Origin of the sequence: Streptomyces sp. NPDC059355 (genome assembly GCF_042752335.1) — a bacterium.
Lineage (GTDB): Bacteria > Actinomycetota > Actinomycetes > Streptomycetales > Streptomycetaceae > Streptomyces.
The window spans coordinates 1-16,897 of record NZ_JBHYXN010000066.1 but is presented as its reverse complement, the minus strand read 5'-3'; the positions used below and the strand labels follow the sequence as shown (position 1 = coordinate 16,897).

The window sequence follows — 16,897 nt, the reverse complement described above, 5'->3', positions numbered from 1 at the left end:
GACGAACCGTCCTCAGGGGGGACCCATGCACTACTACACCGACGTACTGAAGAAGTACGCCGACTTCTCCGGCCGCGCGCGCCGCCAGGAGTTCTGGATGTTCTTCCTGTTCAACATCGCCGTCGCGATCGTCGTTGCGATCATCGACTCCGTGGTCGGCGCGAACATGGTCATCTACGGCCTGTACTTCCTGGCGATCATCGTGCCGTGCATCGCCCTCACCGTCCGCCGGCTGCACGACCTCGGCAAGTCCGGCTGGTGGTACTTCATCGGCTTCGTCCCGCTGGTCGGCGGCATCTGGCTCCTGGTCCTCCTCGCGAGCGAGGGTCAGCCGCAGCCGAACGAGTACGGCCCGAACCCGAAGGCCGTCCACGCCTGAGCAAGCCCGCACGCGTGAGCGCCGCACCCGGCTGGAAACAGCCGGTGGCGGCGCTTTCGCCGTTTCACGGGTCGCGTGGGCCCGGAGGTGACGCGCGTCTCCCCGGGACTCGGGCAGGGGGCTGTCCGGACCGGCCCGATCACGAGATATCTTGATGTCGAGCAATGTTGCAGACGAGAGACGCAGACTGTGGAGCGGAGCATCCGGTGACTGACTCGACCATCATCTACACGCACACTGACGAGGCCCCGGCCCTCGCGACGTATTCCTTCCTGCCTGTGATCCAGGCCTACGCGTCGACGGCCGGTGTGAATGTCGAGACCCGTGACATCTCCCTGGCCGGTCGGCTCATCGCCAGCTTCCCCGAGCACCTCGAGGAGGGCCAGCGGATCGCCGATGCCCTCGCCGAGCTCGGCGAGCTGGCGAAGACGCCGGAAGCGAACATCATCAAGCTGCCCAACATCTCGGCCTCGATCCCGCAGCTGAAGGCCGCGGTCGCCGAGCTCCAGGGCCAGGGCTACGCGCTCCCGGACTACCCGGACGACCCGAAGACCGACGAGGAGCGCGAGATCCGCGCCCGCTACGACAAGGTCAAGGGCAGCGCCGTCAACCCGGTCCTGCGTGAGGGCAACTCCGACCGCCGCGCCCCCGCCTCGGTCAAGAACTACGCCAAGGCCCACCCGCACCGGATGGGCGCCTGGACCTCCGAGTCGAAGACGAACGTCGCCACCATGGGCGAGAACGACTTCCGCTCGACCGAGAAGTCCGCGGTCGTCACCGAGGCCGGCACGCTCCGCATCGAGCACGTCGCCGCCGACGGCACCGCCACCGTCCTGCGCGAGTCCGTACCGGTCCTGGCCGGCGAGGTCGTGGACGCGTCCGTCCTGCACGTCGACGCGCTGCGCACCTTCCTGAACGACCAGATCGAGCGCGCCAAGGCCGAGGGCGTCCTGTTCTCCGTGCACCTCAAGGCCACGATGATGAAGGTCTCCGACCCGATCGTCTTCGGCCACGTGGTCCGCGCCTTCTTCCCGAAGACGTTCGCCCGCTACGGCGAGACCCTGGCCGCCGCCGGCCTGTCCCCGAACGACGGCCTCGGCACCATCCTGAACGGCCTGGGCGCGCTGCCCGACGCCGAAGCGATCAAGGCCTCCTTCGACGCCGAGATCGCCGAGGGCCCGGCCCTCGCGATGGTCGACTCGGACAAGGGCATCACCAACCTGCACGTCCCGTCCGACGTCATCGTCGACGCCTCCATGCCGGCCATGATCCGTACCTCCGGCCACATGTGGGGCCCGGACGGCAACGAGGCCGACACCCTGGCCGTCCTCCCGGACAGCAGCTACGCGGGCGTCTACCAGGTCGTCATCGACGACTGCCGTGCGCACGGCGCCTTCGACCCGTCCACGATGGGCTCGGTGCCGAACGTCGGTCTCATGGCCCAGAAGGCCGAGGAGTACGGCAGCCACGACAAGACCTTCGAGATCGCCGCCGCGGGCACCGTCCGCCTCGTCGACGCCGAGGGCAAGGTCGTCCTGGAGCAGCAGGTCGCCAAGGGCGACATCTTCCGCGCCTGCCAGACCAAGGACGCGCCGATCCAGGACTGGGTCAAGCTCGCCGTCACCCGCGCCCGCGCCACCGGCGTCCCGGCCGTGTTCTGGCTCGACGAGAACCGCGCGCACGACGCGCAGCTGATCGCCAAGGTGCGCACGTACCTCGCCGAGCACGACACCGAGGGTCTGACGATCGAGATCCTCTCCCCGGTCGAGGCCACCGCGTACTCGCTGGAGCGCATCCGCCGCGGCGAGGACACCATCTCGGTGACCGGCAACGTGCTGCGCGACTACCTGACCGACCTCTTCCCGATCCTGGAGCTGGGCACCAGCGCCAAGATGCTGTCGGTCGTCCCGCTCATGAACGGCGGCGGCCTCTTCGAGACCGGCGCCGGCGGCTCCGCCCCGAAGCACGTCCAGCAGCTGGTCAAGGAGAACTACCTGCGCTGGGACTCCCTCGGTGAGTTCCTCGCGCTGGCCGTCTCCTTCGAGCACCTCGCGACCACCACCGGCAACGCCCGCGCCCAGGTGCTGGCCGACACCCTGGACCGCGCGACCGGCACCTTCCTCAACGAGGACAAGTCGCCGAGCCGCAAGCTGGGCGGCATCGACAACCGCGGCAGCCACTTCTACCTCGCTCTGTACTGGGCGCAGGAGCTGGCCAAGCAGACCGACGACGCCGAGCTGGCCGCCGCGTTCGAGGCCCTGGCCAAGACGCTGGGCGAGCAGGAGCAGACCATCGTCGGCGAGCTCATCGCCGTCCAGGGCTCCCCGGCGGACATCGGCGGGTACTACCAGCCGGACGCCGTGAAGGCCGCGGCGGTCATGCGGCCGTCCGCGACCTTCAACCAGGCGATCTCCACCCTCGCCTGAGTTCCGGTCGTCTTGATCGATTCCGCCCCGGTCGGCAGCAGCCGACCGGGGCGGACCCGTGTGCCGACGCCGGCGGGGGCCGGAAACCCGGTTGCGGGGCGGCTCGGGCGACGGCTAGGAAGTCCTCGTGATCCAGGGAACCCTGGCCGGGCTGCGCGCCCGGCACGCCGATGACGTAGCCGTGCTCCACGCAGGGCTGTACGAGGACGTGGCGACGCGCTCGCGCGCCGAAGCCGGGCCGTGGCGCCCGATAACCCCGAGCACCGGCCACTCCCCGTACGAGCCCTCCGCCCCGTCCGAGACCGCGTCGTTCTTCTCGGTGGTCGAGGCCGCTTCCGGAGCGCTCGCGGGCGACGCCGCGCTGTGGGGCATCGACACCCACAACCGGGGCGGCCACCTCGGGATCTCCCTGCTGCCCGGCTCCCGCGGCCGCGGCCTGGGCGCGGAGGTCGTTCAGCTCCTGTGCCACTACGGGTTCACCGTGCGCGGGCTGCACCGGCTCCAGGTGGAGACCCTCGCCGACAACGCCGCCATGATCGGCGCCGCCACCCGCGCGGGCTTCACCCTGGAGGGGACCCTGCGCCGCTCGGCCTGGGTGGCGGGGGCCTTCGTCGACGAGGTGATCCTGGGGCTGCCGGTGGCGGAGTGGAAGCGCGTGGCCGAACCGCGCTCGTGACCCCCGGCGGGCCCCGGTGTACCCCTTCGCGCTTCCGGCTCCTGGTCAGAGGCGGTGGACGCGTTCGCCCGCGAAGGCCAGCGGGGAGCGGCCCGCGGCCAGGATGCGCAGACCCGGGGCCGCCGTGAGCAGCCGCCGCAGCCAGGCCAGCGCATCCGGCTCGAGGTGCTCGGCGCCGTCCAGGACCAGGAGCATGTCCCGCTCCGCGAGCCACGAGACGGCGTCCGTCGTCCCGTACGGCAGGAACGGCATCCCCGGTACGCAGCCCAGCGCGGCCGTCAGATCGCGCAGCCCGAAGGGCCGGCCCAGCGTGACGACGGCCGCGCCGTCGTAGAAGTTGGACGACAGCCGCTCGGCGATCTCCCGCACCAGCAGGCTCCGGGGCTCCCGGAACCGCCCCGTGACCGTCAGCACCCGTCCCCGCCGGACGGCGGTCAGCAGACGTGACAGCTCGTCGGATGTCGCCGGCAGCGTCCCGGCCCGGCCCGAGTCCCTCATCGGCACGATGCCCCCCATTGCATGCGTGTCCCATGCGCGGCCAAGGGTTCTTTCGAGCCGCGTAGCGATGATTATGCGCCAGTTCTGCCGGAAGACCAGGGGAATGTCGGATTCCGGTCGGATTCCGGAGAATTCCCGGGGAAGGCCCCGGGCCGCCCGCCGGGTGGGGGATCCCGGCGGGCGCGGGCAGTCGTCCTGTGGTCGGATGCCGATCATGGGCCATGACCACGGAGCTCCCTCGGCGGCGGCCGGGACCGTCAGCGGGACCTTCCGCGCCCGCCTGCTCTGGACCATCGGCATCAGTGCCACGATCACCCTCGTCCAGGTCGTCGGCTCCCTGCTCTCCGGCAGCCTCGCCCTCCTCGCCGACGCCGCGCACAGCCTCACCGACGCCGTCGGCTTCTCCCTCGCGCTCGGCGCGGTCACCCTCGCCCAGCGCGCCCCGACCCCGCGCCGCACCTTCGGCTACTACCGGGTCGAGATCTTCTCCGCCGTCCTGAACGCCCTGCTCCTCCTCGGCATCTTCGTCTGGGTCCTCTACACCGCCATAGGCCGCTTCAGCGAACCCGTCGAGGTCAAGGGCGGGCTGATGTTCGGCGTAGCCGTGCTGGGCCTGGCCGCCAACGGCGTCGGCCTGTGGCTGCTGCGCGACGCCAAGGAGCACAGCCTCAACCTGCGAGGCGCCTACCTGGAGGTGCTCGGCGACGCCCTCGGCTCCGTCGCCGTCATCATCGGCGGCCTGGTCATCCTGCTCACCGGCTGGCAGGCCGCCGACCCCATCACCTCCATCGTCATCGGCCTGCTCATCGTCCCGCGCGCGTACGGACTGCTGCGCGAGGCCGCCCACGTCCTGCTGGAGGCGACCCCGCAGGACATGGACCTGTCCGACGTACGCCGCCACCTCATGGAGGAGCCTGGCGTACTGGCCGTGCACGATCTGCACGCCTGGACCGTCACCTCCGGCATGCCCGTGCTCACCGCGCACGTCGTGGTCGCCGCCGAGATCCTGCGGGGCGAGGACCACGGCAAGCTGCTCGCCCGGCTCCAGGCCTGCGTGGGCGAGCACTTCGACGTGGCCCACTCCACCCTCCAGCTGGAACCGGAGGGTCACACCGAGGACGAACGGGCCGTGCACACCTGACCGCGGGGCGCCCTCAGGCCCACCCGGCCCGGTGCGGCGCCCGGGGCAGCGCACCGGGCACGGCCGCCACCACCGGTTCGCGCCGCCGCGTCCAGCCCGAAGTCCCGGTACACGGCGGGGAATCCGACGGCCGGCACGTGCTCGAACTGCTTCGACCGCGAGGTCGGCAGCCGGTTCAGCCGGTCGGCCGCCTCCTGGGTGGAGCACCCGGGGAACGTCTCCGGCGACGAACGCGGGCTGATCCCCGACAACGCCGAGGTGCGGGGGAAGACCGTGCCCGCCTGGCGCGGGATCCCGCTGCTGCCCTGCGGCAGGATCCCGGTCGTCGGCGGCCACACCGGCTCGATCCTCGCGCTGCGCACCGGGGAAGAGCAGCAGGGCGTCATCGGCCTGCGCCCGACCGCCGTCCCCGAGGAGTACGAACCCGGCCTGAACGTCCCCTGCATGGGCATCGACCAGCGCACGATCATGCCCTGCCTGGTCAGCGCCTACTGCCCCGCGGCCGTCCTGGTCCCCGACGCCCTCGGGGTCCTGGTGAAGGCCGACATCGCGGCCCCCGCTCCTGACGGTTGTCCGGTGGCCGCCGATCGGCTGTACTGCTCTGCAGCCCCGTACCCGGGGCGCCGTGCTGGGGAGGGCACCCACGATGAGTTCACACCGCCGCCGCCGGGGCTTGCGGGGACGGCCGCTGCTGACCCTGTCGGCCGCCGCCACCCTGCTCGCCGGGGTCTGCGCCGCCGCCGGCATCGCCTGGGACCCGTTCACGGCCGACGCCCGCCAGGGCGCCGCGTCCGCCCCCGTCATCGGCACGCCCTGGTCCGCCGGGCCCGACCCGGGCGCGGGGAGCACGTCGCCCGGCGCCACCGGCCCGACGCCGACCGCGCCGGGCCCGGACGGGACGAGCCCGGCCGCCGGCACCGCCCCGGACGCCGGATCCGGACGGCCCGCCGGCGCCCTGCCGTTCGACCTGCCCGGGCCGGCCGCCCTGCGTACCGGCGGCGCCGCCAAGAAGCTGGTGTTCGCGCACTACTTCACCCCGTACCCCCTCTCGCTGGACAACGCGAGCGCCGACGCCGACTACTACACGCGCAACTACCTGAACCCGGCCGGGGAGAACGGCAAGCACGAGCGGTACGGCGGTCTGCTGCGCGACCGGCCGCTGCCCGTCCAGCCCAAGGGCGGCAACTGGGAACTGGCCAACCTGGAGCAGGAGGTGCGCACCGCCCGCGCCGCGGGCCTCGACGGGTTCACGCTCGACATGCTCTCCCTGTCCGGACCGAACCGGGACCGCGCCCAGCTCCTGATGGAGGCCGCCCGCGCCGTCGACCCCGGCTTCAAGATCATGCTGATGCCGGACATGACCTCGCTGAACACGGACGACCCGGGCGTGCTCGCCGACGCCGTGGCGGCCCTGGGCAAGGCCCCGGCCGCGCACCGCCTCGGCGACGGCCGGCTCGTCGTCTCCCCCTTCAAGGCCGAGGCGAAGAGCGTCGCCTGGTGGACGCAGGTCCTCGACCTGCTCAGGACCCGGCACGGCATCCGCACCGCCTTCGTCCCGACGTTCCTCGACTCCGACGCCAACAGCGCACGGTTCGCGCCGATCAGCCACGGCTTCTCCGAGTGGGGCAGCCGCAGCTACGTCGGCCAGGACAGCGCCACCCGCGACGTGCAGCGGGCCCACGGCATGGGCAAGATCGGGATGCAGCCCGTGTCGGTCCAGGACGCCCGCCCCAACCAGGGCGTCTACGACGAGGCCGGCAACACCGCCACCCTGCGCTCCACCTGGACGCACGCCATCGACGACGGCGCCGACTGGGTGCAGCTCACCACCTGGAACGACTACTCGGAGGGCAGCCAGTTCGCGCCGTCGCTGCACAACGGGTACGCCTACCTGGACCTTTCCTCGTATTACCTGACCAAGTTCAAGACGGGCAGCTGGCCGAAGATCGTCCGCGACACCCTGTACGTCTCCGCCCGCACCCAGTTCGCCGCCGCGGACCCCACCGGCGCCCAGTCGCTGGTGATGTCCCTGCGCAAGGGCAGCGCCGCGTCCCGCGACACGGTGGAGGTGCTCAGCTTCCTGAAGGACCCGGCGACCGTCCGTACGGTGGTGGGCGCGGCCGAGGACACGCACGAGGCCCCGGCTGGCATCCACTCCGAACTGCTCCCGCTGCGCCCGGGCACCAGTTCGGCGGCGGTGGTACGCGACGGGAAGGCCGGCGCGGAGGTGAAACTGCCCTACGCGGCGGACCGCACGGTGAGCGTCCAGGACCTGCAGTATTACGCCGTCACCAGCGGGCGGCACTAGGCCCGGGCAGCAGTCGCGGGTGATGATGCGGGCGTCCGCCGCGCCGCACACCCGGAGGCCCCGTGAACCCGTCCACGCCGATACACCCCGCCGAGTTCCCCGGCGGGCGGGCCCTGTTCCGGCTCGATCCCGCCGTCTCCCATCTGAACCACGGGTCGTTCGGCGCGGTGCCGATCCCCGTGCAGGAGGCCCAGGCCGCCCTGCGCGAGGAGGTGCACGCCGATCCCGACGCCTTCTTCATCGACGCCCCCGACCGGATCGCGGCAGCGCGTGCCCGCGTCGCCCGGCACCTCGGCGCCGACCCCGACGGCATCGCCTTCATCGCCAACGCCACCGAGGGTGCCAACCTCGCCCTCGACGCCGTCCCGCTCGCCGACGGAGACGAGATCCTGGTCACCGACCACGGCTACGGCACCGTCGTCGCGGCCGCCGCCCGCCGCGCCCCGATCACCACCGTCGCACTCGACCCGTACCTGCCCGACGAGGACGCCGTACGCGAGACCGTGCTGGCCGCACTGACGCCCCGTACCAAGGCGGTGGTGCTCGACCACATCAGCTCGCCCACCGCCCGGCTCATCGCCTCGCCCCGGCTGCTCGCCGACCTCGCCGCCCGCGGGATCACCACCCTCGTGGACGGGGCGCACGCCCCCGGCATGCTCGCGGACCCGCTCGCCACGGGCGCCGACTTCTGGTTCGGCAACCTGCACAAATGGGGGTACGCCCCCTCCGGCAGCGCCGTACTCGCCGTCGCTCCCGCACACCGCGGCCGGGTCCGGGCGCTGGTGCCCTCCTGGGAGGACGCGCACGGGTTCCCCCGCTCCGTCGAGAACCGCGCCACCGCCGACTACACCGGCTGGCTCGCCGCCCCCGAGGGCCTGGACCTCCTCGACCGGCTCGACGCCGCGAAGGTACGGGCCCACAACGCCGCCCTTGCCGCCCATGGCGCGGCCCTGCTCGCCGAGGTCCCCGGGCTCACCCCGCTCCCGTACACCGAGGGCCTCGCCATGCGCGCCCTGCGGCTGCCGCCCGGCACCGCCGAGACCCAGCCGGACGCGAGCGCCCTGCGCGAGCGGATCGCGGCGGAGCTGCGCATCCGGGTGCTGGTCTGGGCGTGGCCGGGCGGCGGAGGCATCCGCCTCTGCGGGCAGATCTACAACCGGCCCGAGGAGTACGAACGCCTCGCCGCCGAGCTCCCGGCCTACCTCTAGGGGGTGTCTCAGCCGCGCCGGAGCAGGTACGTGTCCATGATCCAGCCCTTGCGGGCGCGGGCCTCGGTGCGGAGCTCCTCGATCCGGCCGGCGACCTCCGCCAGCTTCCCCGAGACCAGGATCTCGTCCGGGGTGCCGACGTAGGCCCCCCAGTAGATGAACAGGTCCTGGTCGAGGTGGGCCGTGAAGGCGTGCCGCGCGTCCAGCATCACCACCACGTCGTCCACGTCCTGCGGCCAGCCCTCGGCCAGGCGCCTCCCGGTGGTGATCTGGACGGGCCGGCCGACCCGGTTCAGGTTGGTCCGGTGCCGGGCCAGCAGCGCGGAGATGCTGCTGATGCCCGGCACGACCTCGTGCTCGAACGCCACCCGGCCCCGCTCCAGCACCTCGTCGAGGATGGCGAGGGTGGAGTCGTACAGCGAGGGGTCGCCCCAGACGAGGAACGCGCCGGTCTCCCCGTCCGCCAGGTCCTCGGCGACGAACCGCTCGAAGATCTCGGCCCGCGCGCTGCGCCAGCCGTCCACGGTCGGGGCGTACTCGGCCGGGGTCCGGTCGCGGTCCGGGTCGCGGCCCTCCACCAGCCGGTGGCCGGGTCGGGCGTGCGCGTCGAGCATCGCGCGCCGCAGCCCGGTCAGATCCGCCTTCTCCTCGCCCTTCTCGAGGATGAGGAATGCGTCCGCCGCGCCGATCGCCTTGACCGCCTGGAGGGTCAGGTGGTCCGGGTCGCCCGCGCCTATGCCGATCACTGAGAACTTCTTCACGCCGCTATTCTGCCCGTCATGCGTGCCGCCCTGTTCGTCACCTGCGTCAACGACGCGCTGTACCCGCGGACCGGCGTCGCCGTCGTACGCCTCCTGGAGCGGCTCGGCGTCGCCGTGGACTTCCCGGCGGCCCAGAGCTGCTGCGGGCAGCCGCAGTACAACACCGGCTACCGGCGCGAGAGCGAACCGCTGCTGCGCCGCACCGCCGAGGCCTTCGCGGGGTACCCGTACGTGGTCACCCCGTCGGGTTCCTGCGCCGCGATGGTGCGCACCCACTACCCGCGCATCGGCCGCGAGGCGGAGCGGGAGGGGCGGGGACCCGGGCTGGCGGCGCTGGCCGAGGACCTCGTACCGCGCGTGTACGAGCTGACCGAGTTCCTGGTCGACGTCCTCGGGGTGAGCGACGTGGGGGCGTACTTCCCGCACACCGTCACCTACCACCCCTCCTGCCACGGCCTGCGCGCGCTCGGGCTCGGGGACCGCCCGCGGCGGCTGCTCGCCGCCGTCAAGGGCCTGGAGCTGGTCGAGCTGCCCGGCGCCGAGGAGTGCTGCGGTTTCGGCGGTACCTTCGCCCTGAAGAACCCGGACGTGTCGGCGGCCATGGGCACGGACAAGATCGGCAACGCGGTGGGGACGGGCGCGGACGTGCTGTGCGGGGCCGACAACTCCTGCCTCGCCCACCTCGACGGAATCCTGCGCCGCGGGGGAGAGCCGATGCGGGCCCTGCACCTCGCCGAGATCCTGGCCTCGACGGAGGAGGAACCGCTGAAATGACCGGCACATTCGTGGGAATGCCCGCCTTCCCCGCCTTCCCGGACGCGGCCCGGGAGGCGGTGGGGGACCGGGTGCTGCGCGCCAACCTCCGGCACGCCACCCACACCATCCGCGACAAACGCGCCCGCGCGGTCGCCGAGCTGGCCGACTGGGACCGGCTGCGCGCGGCGGGCAAGGCCGTCAAGGACCACACCCTGCGCCACCTCGACCGCCATCTGATCCGGCTGGAGGAATCGGTGACGGCCGCGGGCGGCACCGTCCACTGGGCGGCCGACGCGGACGAGGCCAACCGGATCGTCACCGGGCTGGTGCTGGCCACGGGCGAGCGGGAAGTGGTCAAGGTCAAGTCCATGGCCACCCAGGAGATCGGCCTCAACGAGGCCCTCGAAGCGGCCGGGATCGCCGCGTACGAGACGGACCTGGCCGAGCTCATCGTCCAGCTCGGCCACGACCGGCCCTCGCACATCCTGGTCCCGGCCATCCACCGCAACCGGGCCGAGATCCGGGACGTCTTCGCGGCGGAGATGGGCCGCTGGGGCCGCCCCGCGCCCGAGGGGTTGGGGGACGACCCGCGCGAGCTCGCCGAGGCCGCCCGCCTCCACCTGCGAGAGAAGTTCCTGCGGGCCAAGGTCGGGGTCTCCGGTGCCAACTTCATGGTCGCCGAGACGGGCACCATGGTCGTCTTCGAGTCCGAGGGCAACGGCCGGATGTGCCTGACGCTGCCCGAGACGCTGATCTCGGTGGTGGGTGTGGAGAAGGTGGTGCCGACCTTCCGTGACCTGGAGATCTTCCTCCAGACGCTGCCGCGCTCGTCCACGGCCGAGCGGATGAACCCGTACACGACGATGTGGACCGGGCTGGGTCCTTCGCGTGGGGCAGACGCCGACGGGCCCTCCGCCTTCCACCTCGTCCTCCTCGACAACGGCCGTACCGACACCCTCGCCGACGAGGTCGGCCGCCAGGCCCTGCGCTGCATCCGCTGCTCCGCCTGTCTCAACGTCTGCCCGGTGTACGAACGCGCCGGCGGCCACGCCTACGGGTCCGTGTACCCCGGGCCGATCGGTGCCATCCTGAGCCCCCAACTACGGGGCACCGGCAGCGAGATCGACGCCTCGCTGCCGTACGCGTCCACCCTGTGCGGCGCCTGCTACGAGGTCTGCCCGGTCGCCATCGACATCCCGGAGGTCCTGGTCCACCTGCGTGAACGGGTGGCCCAGGGCGGCCCGGTGACCCGCGAGGGCGTCCGCGTACGGATCCGCTCGGCACGGGGGCACACCGCCGAGCGGGCCGCGATGCGGGCCGCCCGGCTGCTCCTGGACCGCCCCGGCGCGCTGCGCGCGGGGGAGCGGCTGCTGGCCCGCGCCCGGCGGCTGCGGCCGGGCCGGCTGCCGGGGCCCGGGCGGGCGTGGACGGACAGCCGCGCGCTGCCGCAGCTCCCGGCGGAGCCGTTCCGGGACTGGTGGGCGCGGGAGCGGGGAGGGCGGGAATGAGCAGCAGGGACCGCATCCTGGGCCGGATCCGCCGGGCGGTGGCCGATGGCCACCCCGACCCGGCCGTCCCCCGGGACTACCTCCGGGTCCACGGCGCCCGAACCCCGGCCGAGACGGCGGACCTCCTCGCCGCCCACCTCGCGGAGTACCGTGCGCAGGTCCACCGCACGGACGCGGCGGGGATCGCGCCGCTCCTCGGGCGGCTGCTGGCCGCGCGCGGGGCCCGGACGGTCCTCGTCCCGCCGGGCCTGCCCCCGTACTGGCTCGACCGCGCGGAAGCCGCCGCGGTGGCGGACCGTGCCTCGTCCACCCCCTACGAACTGGACGCGGTGGACAGCGTGGTGACCGGCTGCGCCCTGGCGATCGCCGAGACCGGCACGATCGTCCTCGACGGCGGACCCGGACAGGGCAGGCGCCGCATCACGCTGATCCCGGACCACCACGTCTGCGTGGTCCGCGTCCCCGACCAGGTGGTGGACTCGGTCCCGCAGGCCCTGCCCCTGCTGGACCCGACGCGGCCCCTGACCTGGATCTCCGGCCCCTCCGCCACCAGCGACATCGAGCTCGACCGGGTGGAGGGCGTGCACGGCCCGCGCACCCTGGAGGTGATCCTGCTGACCGGACCAGCAGAATGAGTGCCATGCCCGCATACATCGCGCTCACCGCCCTCGTCGTCCGTGACTACGACGAGGCCATCGACTTCTACACCCGTGCCCTCGGTTTCACCCTCGTCGAGGACACCGCGCGCCCCGACGGCTCCCGCTGGGTCGTGGTCCGCCCGGACGGCGCCACCGAGGCGGCCCTGCTGCTGGCCCTCGCCAAGGACGAGGCCCAGAGCGCCCGGGTCGGGGACCAGACGGGCGGCCGGGTCGGCTTCTTCCTGTACACCGACGACTTCGCCCGGGACCACACCCGGATGACGGCCGAGGGCGTCCGCTTCCTGGAGGAGCCGCGCCACGAGGCGTACGGCTCGGTGGCGGTCTTCGAGGACCTCTACGGCAACCGCTGGGACCTCCTCGAGCCCGCGTAGGCCCGGTCCGGGTTCCGGTCCGGGCCCCGGCCGGACCCCCCGGGCCCCGGGCTCCGGTCCGGGCCCCTGACCCGGGCCCGCGGCGCCGGCCCGCCCGGGGGTCAGAGGGGGACCGGCCGGTCCGGCGGGGAGGCCAGCCGCGGCGCCTCGGCCGCGGCGTCGACCACCGCGCCGGCCTCCACCCGCCCGGCCAACTCCCGGGCCCAGCGGACCAGCCCCGGTACGTCGATCCCGTACGGCCCCCCGCCACCGGCGTCTTCCCCCGTGCCGGGCCCGGCCAGGGCCGCGGCGCCGCGCCGCAGCAGGCGGGCACCGCCGACGGCGTTCCCGCGCGCGGCGTGCGTGAGCCCGACCGCCAGCTGGGCGAGGGCCCGCCACAGCGGGGCGTCGGCCTCGGGCCCGGACTTCCAGGCGTCCTCGAAGACCTCGTGCGCGTGGAACGGCATCCCGGCGTCCAGCAGCCGCTGCGCCTGGACCACCGTCTCGGCGGGAGTCCGTACGACCCCCTCGGGCTGCCGCTCCACACCCGGCTCCCCGTAGGCCAGCGGCCGCCCCAGCCCGTCCCGGGGCCGCGCGCTCCGCGCCCGCCCCTCACCGTCCCGATCCCGTGCGTTCACCCGGCCATTCTCCCCGCCCCCGGAAACCCGTGCATGCGCACCCCTCTACGTGGGGTAATGTTCTGCATGTGCCGCCGGGACGGGGGAAACCCCAGCTCAACGGCACAACGGGACGTGGCGCAGCTTGGTAGCGCACTTGACTGGGGGTCAAGGGGTCGCAGGTTCAAATCCTGTCGTCCCGACTCGAAAGAGTCGTAGATCAGAGGCCGTTTCCACCGGATGGTGGGAACGGCTTTCTCTGTTGGTGATCGTTGCGTGGCCGTCGGCCGGGGCACGGCACTGTTCCACTCCCGGGCGTTCTCTCACACCCCGCGCGCCGAGGCCGACGGCCTGGAAGCCCGCCGGCCGGACGGCCACGCGACTTCGACCGGCCGAGTCCGGGAACGGCGGATTCCAGGGCTCGCTCCGGTCGAGGTGGGCGTTCGCGCTACAGCCAGCCCCGTTGGGCGGCCTTGAGGCCCGCTTCGAAGCGGCTGCTGGCGCCGAGGCGTTCCATGATCGAGGCCATGTGGCGGCTGACGGTGCGTGACGATATGCCGAGGCGTTGGCCGGCGGCGTCGTCGGTGAGGCCGCCGGCCAGTAGGCGCAGGAGTTGCCGTTCTGTGTCGGTCAGGCCGGTCGCGGGGTCGCCGGATCTCAGGGCGCCGAGCGGGACGGCGGTGGCCCAGGCCTGGTCGAAGAGGTCGAGGAGGGCGGTGACGAGCCCGGGTTCGGTGACGTGCAGGGCGCCCTTGCGGGTGTCGGCGGGGTCGATGGGCACCAGTGCGTGGGCCCGGTCGAAGATGACGAGCCGCTGGGGGAGGACGGGGGCGGTGCGTACCTCGCTGCCGCGGCTGAGGAGCCGGTGGGCGTGGGCGGTGGTGTGCGGGTCGTTGCGGGTGGTGTCCTGGTAAAGGGTCTTCATGACGACCCCGCGCGCCAGCGGCTCCTCGTCGGCGGCCCGTGCGGCCGCGAGGTCCTCGGGACGGTGGCTGGCGCCGGGGTGGACGCCCAGGCACTCCTGCCCCATACCGTGGGCCAGTTGCTCGATACGACGCTGGATGGCGTCCATCCCCAGGAGGCGTTCGCCGTGGGTGGCGTGGGAGCCGGCGCGTTCGGCGACCAGGCGTGTGACGGCCGCCCGGGAGGCGGCGAGCTGGGCCTGACGGGCGGCCAGGTCCGCCTCCTGACGGGAGAGCATGTCCGCCAGGCCGACGTCGGGGGAGACGGCGCGCATTTGGCCGGGGTGGTCGGCAGAGGCCCGTACCAGCATGAGGCGGGCGAGTTCGTCCAGGCAGTCGTGGACCTGGCCGGGGGAGGCCCCGCACAGCTCGGCCAGCCGAGCGACACCGTGGTCGGTATGGTCGAGCATGGCCTGGTAGACCCTGCTTCCGAGCACACTCAGGCCCAGCGCTTCCAGCATCGCGTCCCCCCCCGGGTTTCGCGTCCGAACCGTCCGCGGCCCGCACGCGCACCGCATCGTCGCATCTTGGGCACCAACCCTTCAAGATCTTTAAGATCCGCAGTGGAGTTCAGGGAGAACAGGCGGCTCCTCCGTTTTTTGTCTTGACGTGCGCATGACAATACGTCCGGATGGCGCCTGGCGAGTTGACGACAGCCGCAGGTTCTTCCCGGGTCGTCGATCCACCGGCGAAGCTGTTCATCGTCGGCAGGGAACACCCCGCCGGCCACGAGAAGACACCGGAACGAGCGTCAACCGCGGGACGCGAAACCGGCCACCGATCCACCGTCAATCCTCCAGCGAAGGACCGAACGCCATGCCCCGCACCCGTCTCCGTCTGGCCACCGCGGCCGCCGCCCTCGCCGCCGGGATCATCGCCCTGCTGCCCGTCGCGGCCGGCGGAACCCACGGCACCGCCACTGCCACGACGGCGACCGGCGTCGCCACCTTCCCTGCCGGCAACGCTCAATGGGGATAGGCGCGAGATGGACTGCGTCTACACCAGCCTGCGGCACCGCCCCGAGGTGCCGCCCACATCGGCAGGTGAGGTAGCCGAGGTCCTTGGCATCCTCTGGGCGCACACCTCCCCGGAAGATGGCTTGGAGCACATCTCCGGCTCCCTCGACAGCGACAGGGTCGATCTCCTGCTGTACTTCCTGTCCGCCGATCCGGCCCCGCCCGCAGCCCACGGCCCGCTGCACCGGGCTGCCGCACTGCTCGCCCGTGGCCACCAGGCGTCACCCACGCTGCAGCGGCGCTACCTGCCGCCCGCCGGGGCGCCGGGTCCGCAAGCCGACGATGCGCGACGCGCGAAGGCCTGACCGGTCGCCACACCCGCCTTGCCGAACCCCGCCGCCGACAGATCCGGTGACCGCGGCTCCCGCGCGCCGTCCGTTGCCCGGACGCCAGGCCGACGTGCTCCTCGCGCCGCCCACCGGGCAGATCGCGCACGGGCCGGCCAAGACCCTCACCCACGCTTCACGCTCATAGGAGTCAGTTCGCCATGCCAGCCATCAAGTTCTCCATACGAGGTTCCCGGCGGGCGGCAGCGGTGACGGCCGGCGCCGTCCTCGGTGCCGGTGCGTTGGGTCTGGCGATGCTGGGCGGTGGCACGCACACGCCGGCCACGGACCAGGTAAACGCGGCCACCACGGTGACGGCGCCTTCCGTCGAAACGTCGCCGGCGTCCGCGACGCCGCCGACGCCAACGGCGAGCGCGTCGGCCGCGACGCCGAGTGCTGCCGCGACGCCGAGCGCCTCCGGGGCGCCGGCGAAGCGCGGTGCGGGGAACTCCGCCGCCACATCGGGCAACTCCGTGGCGGCGCCCGCACTCGATGCCGCGACCACCGCCAAGGTCCCGTCGGACCTCGCCGCCGTCACCGCCCAGTCGTGGACCGCGCAAGCCCCCGGGGCCGGTGCGCCAGATCACCGGGCATGACATCGCGCTGAACGAGTGCGCGAGCGTGCACGGCGCCGCGACCTGGCAGCAGCAGCCGTACCTGAGCAGCGGTGGAAACTCCGCGGTGCTGGAGATCTACACCTTCGGTACCGAGGCCGCAGCCGGCGCCGCGTCCGAGGGGGTCCGCTCCGGCATGAGCTCTTGCCAGGCCACGTCCAGGGCTTTGCAGAGCGCGAACCACCTCAAGGCCGACGCGGTCACACGGCAGACCGTCACCGCCACGGACGCGGCGGCGTTCGAACGCACCTGGACCGGGGTCGAGGGCATCTCGGCCCACGGCGCGCAGACCAACCACCTCTACCTCGCGGCGCACGGCACGCGGGTGCTGGTCCTGCACTTCGACGAACTGGCCGAGGGGACTCCGGCGGCCGCTCCCTACGACGCGCGGCAGGACCCGAACGTGCTGTCACTGCTCACGAACTTGCTGGCCGGCCCGGCCGGTACCCGCTGATCCGCTCAACACGCCGACCACCGAAGGAAAGCAATGTCTTCAACACCCAAGAAGCGTGGCATCGCCGCCTTTGCCGCCGCATCGCTGCTCGGCGCGATGGCCGCGCTGATACCAGCCGGTGACGCGTTCGCCGGAACCGTTCCCGGGCCTTGACCCCGGATCCTGAACACACGAGACACTGGATCCTGAGGATCTGAGAACGGACTTCTCGTGGTCATGAAGAACTATCCGCCGGAGT

19 protein-coding genes, 1 tRNA gene and 1 pseudogene are annotated in these 16,897 nt (G+C 72.8%); 15 read left to right on the top strand and 6 right to left on the bottom strand.

Annotated features, from left to right (window positions below; genetic code table 11):
- Positions 1-25 precede the first annotated feature (25 nt).
- From ACFXGI_RS36420 to ACFXGI_RS36410, 3 genes are all read left to right on the top strand, one after another.
- Positions 26-379, top strand: a complete 354-nt coding sequence (locus ACFXGI_RS36420) for a DUF805 domain-containing protein (protein ID WP_384716592.1) — start codon at positions 26-28, stop codon at positions 377-379.
- Positions 380-585: 206 nt separating this feature from the next.
- Positions 586-2,805, top strand: a complete 2,220-nt coding sequence (locus ACFXGI_RS36415) for an NADP-dependent isocitrate dehydrogenase (protein WP_384716589.1) — start codon at positions 586-588, stop codon at positions 2,803-2,805.
- Positions 2,806-2,932: 127 nt separating this feature from the next.
- Positions 2,933-3,481: a GNAT family N-acetyltransferase gene (locus tag ACFXGI_RS36410; RefSeq protein WP_384716586.1), complete on the top strand. Its 549-nt coding sequence runs from the start codon at positions 2,933-2,935 to the stop codon at positions 3,479-3,481.
- 45 nt (positions 3,482-3,526) lie between these two features.
- Here ACFXGI_RS36410 and ACFXGI_RS36405 read toward each other — a convergent pair whose 3' ends face one another.
- Positions 3,527-3,985: a hypothetical protein gene (locus ACFXGI_RS36405; protein ID WP_384716583.1), complete on the bottom strand. Its 459-nt coding sequence runs from the start codon at positions 3,983-3,985 to the stop codon at positions 3,527-3,529.
- 199 nt (positions 3,986-4,184) lie between these two features.
- Between ACFXGI_RS36405 and ACFXGI_RS36400 the strand changes: the two genes are divergently transcribed.
- Complete coding sequence (locus ACFXGI_RS36400; RefSeq protein ID WP_384716580.1) at positions 4,185-5,120, top strand: cation diffusion facilitator family transporter; 936 nt, start codon at positions 4,185-4,187, stop codon at positions 5,118-5,120.
- On the opposite strand, the gene ACFXGI_RS36395 is transcribed toward ACFXGI_RS36400, so the two are convergent.
- Positions 5,087-5,482, bottom strand: coding sequence for a hypothetical protein (locus ACFXGI_RS36395; protein ID WP_384716577.1), 396 nt, complete (start codon positions 5,480-5,482; stop codon positions 5,087-5,089). The two genes, ACFXGI_RS36400 and ACFXGI_RS36395, sit on opposite strands and share 34 nt — an antisense overlap.
- On the opposite strand from ACFXGI_RS36395, the pseudogene ACFXGI_RS36390 reads away from it, so the two are divergent.
- From ACFXGI_RS36390 to ACFXGI_RS36380, 3 genes and pseudogenes are all read left to right on the top strand, one after another.
- Positions 5,379-5,612 (top strand): annotated as a pseudogene (locus ACFXGI_RS36390) (Crp/Fnr family transcriptional regulator); the annotation flags it as partial. The gene ACFXGI_RS36395 and the pseudogene ACFXGI_RS36390 overlap by 104 nt on opposite strands.
- Before the next feature lie 154 nt (positions 5,613-5,766).
- Entirely contained in the window at positions 5,767-7,428 is a 1,662-nt protein-coding gene (locus tag ACFXGI_RS36385) for an endo-1,3-alpha-glucanase family glycosylhydrolase (RefSeq protein ID WP_384716574.1), read from the top strand.
- Positions 7,429-7,490: 62 nt separating this feature from the next.
- Positions 7,491-8,636, top strand: a complete 1,146-nt coding sequence (locus tag ACFXGI_RS36380; protein WP_384716571.1) for an aminotransferase class V-fold PLP-dependent enzyme — start codon at positions 7,491-7,493, stop codon at positions 8,634-8,636.
- 8 nt (positions 8,637-8,644) lie between these two features.
- On the opposite strand, the gene cobF is transcribed toward ACFXGI_RS36380, so the two are convergent.
- Positions 8,645-9,397, bottom strand: a complete 753-nt coding sequence (gene cobF / locus ACFXGI_RS36375; RefSeq protein ID WP_384716568.1) for a precorrin-6A synthase (deacetylating) — start codon at positions 9,395-9,397, stop codon at positions 8,645-8,647.
- Positions 9,398-9,415: 18 nt separating this feature from the next.
- On the opposite strand from cobF, the gene ACFXGI_RS36370 reads away from it, so the two are divergent.
- From ACFXGI_RS36370 to ACFXGI_RS36355, 4 genes are read left to right on the top strand one after another with little or no spacing between them, the layout of a single operon-like run.
- Positions 9,416-10,171: a (Fe-S)-binding protein gene (locus ACFXGI_RS36370; protein WP_384716565.1), complete on the top strand. Its 756-nt coding sequence runs from the start codon at positions 9,416-9,418 to the stop codon at positions 10,169-10,171.
- Entirely contained in the window at positions 10,168-11,661 is a 1,494-nt protein-coding gene (locus ACFXGI_RS36365) for a lactate utilization protein B (protein ID WP_384716562.1), read from the top strand. Before ACFXGI_RS36370 ends, ACFXGI_RS36365 begins: the two co-directional genes overlap by 4 nt.
- The gene (locus tag ACFXGI_RS36360) at positions 11,658-12,296 is read left to right on the top strand and encodes a lactate utilization protein C (protein ID WP_384716559.1); all 639 of its coding nucleotides are present in this window, start codon (positions 11,658-11,660) and stop codon (positions 12,294-12,296) included. The genes ACFXGI_RS36365 and ACFXGI_RS36360 overlap by 4 nt, the downstream gene beginning before the upstream one ends.
- A gap of 5 nt (positions 12,297-12,301) precedes the next feature.
- Positions 12,302-12,691, top strand: coding sequence for a VOC family protein (locus ACFXGI_RS36355; protein WP_384716556.1), 390 nt, complete (start codon positions 12,302-12,304; stop codon positions 12,689-12,691).
- A gap of 101 nt (positions 12,692-12,792) precedes the next feature.
- Here ACFXGI_RS36355 and ACFXGI_RS36350 read toward each other — a convergent pair whose 3' ends face one another.
- Positions 12,793-13,308, bottom strand: coding sequence for a DUF309 domain-containing protein (locus ACFXGI_RS36350; RefSeq protein ID WP_384716553.1), 516 nt, complete (start codon positions 13,306-13,308; stop codon positions 12,793-12,795).
- A 108-nt stretch (positions 13,309-13,416) separates the two neighbouring features.
- Between ACFXGI_RS36350 and ACFXGI_RS36345 the strand changes: the two genes are divergently transcribed.
- Positions 13,417-13,490, top strand: a tRNA-Pro gene (locus ACFXGI_RS36345).
- A gap of 245 nt (positions 13,491-13,735) precedes the next feature.
- On the opposite strand, the gene ACFXGI_RS36340 is transcribed toward ACFXGI_RS36345, so the two are convergent.
- Complete coding sequence (locus ACFXGI_RS36340) at positions 13,736-14,710, bottom strand: LuxR C-terminal-related transcriptional regulator (protein ID WP_384716550.1); 975 nt, start codon at positions 14,708-14,710, stop codon at positions 13,736-13,738.
- Positions 14,711-15,065: 355 nt separating this feature from the next.
- Between ACFXGI_RS36340 and ACFXGI_RS36335 the strand changes: the two genes are divergently transcribed.
- Positions 15,066-15,227, top strand: a complete 162-nt coding sequence (locus ACFXGI_RS36335) for a hypothetical protein (RefSeq protein ID WP_384716547.1) — start codon at positions 15,066-15,068, stop codon at positions 15,225-15,227.
- Between the two features lie 7 nt (positions 15,228-15,234).
- Positions 15,235-15,570 (top strand): hypothetical protein, encoded by a 336-nt coding sequence (locus ACFXGI_RS36330; protein ID WP_384716544.1) that lies wholly within the window; start codon positions 15,235-15,237, stop codon positions 15,568-15,570.
- 172 nt (positions 15,571-15,742) lie between these two features.
- On the opposite strand, the gene ACFXGI_RS36325 is transcribed toward ACFXGI_RS36330, so the two are convergent.
- A complete protein-coding gene (locus ACFXGI_RS36325) occupies positions 15,743-16,102 on the bottom strand; it encodes a hypothetical protein (RefSeq protein WP_384716541.1) in 360 nt (119 codons plus the stop codon).
- A 62-nt stretch (positions 16,103-16,164) separates the two neighbouring features.
- Between ACFXGI_RS36325 and ACFXGI_RS36320 the strand changes: the two genes are divergently transcribed.
- Positions 16,165-16,659 (top strand): hypothetical protein, encoded by a 495-nt coding sequence (locus ACFXGI_RS36320; protein WP_384716538.1) that lies wholly within the window; start codon positions 16,165-16,167, stop codon positions 16,657-16,659.
- Positions 16,660-16,897 lie beyond the last annotated feature (238 nt).

Coding starts and splice junctions, on each gene's coding strand:
- ACFXGI_RS36420 (WP_384716592.1), top strand. CDS start 26: ATGCACTACTACACCGACGTACTGAAGAAGTACGCCGACTTCTCCGGC.
- ACFXGI_RS36400 (WP_384716580.1), top strand. CDS start 4,185: ATGCCGATCATGGGCCATGACCACGGAGCTCCCTCGGCGGCGGCCGGG.
- ACFXGI_RS36385 (WP_384716574.1), top strand. CDS start 5,767: ATGAGTTCACACCGCCGCCGCCGGGGCTTGCGGGGACGGCCGCTGCTG.
- ACFXGI_RS36370 (WP_384716565.1), top strand. CDS start 9,416: ATGCGTGCCGCCCTGTTCGTCACCTGCGTCAACGACGCGCTGTACCCG.
- ACFXGI_RS36365 (WP_384716562.1), top strand. CDS start 10,168: ATGACCGGCACATTCGTGGGAATGCCCGCCTTCCCCGCCTTCCCGGAC.
- ACFXGI_RS36360 (WP_384716559.1), top strand. CDS start 11,658: ATGAGCAGCAGGGACCGCATCCTGGGCCGGATCCGCCGGGCGGTGGCC.
- ACFXGI_RS36355 (WP_384716556.1), top strand. CDS start 12,302: ATGCCCGCATACATCGCGCTCACCGCCCTCGTCGTCCGTGACTACGAC.
- ACFXGI_RS36340 (WP_384716550.1), bottom strand. CDS start 14,710: ATGCTGGAAGCGCTGGGCCTGAGTGTGCTCGGAAGCAGGGTCTACCAG.
- ACFXGI_RS36335 (WP_384716547.1), top strand. CDS start 15,066: ATGCCCCGCACCCGTCTCCGTCTGGCCACCGCGGCCGCCGCCCTCGCC.
- ACFXGI_RS36330 (WP_384716544.1), top strand. CDS start 15,235: ATGGACTGCGTCTACACCAGCCTGCGGCACCGCCCCGAGGTGCCGCCC.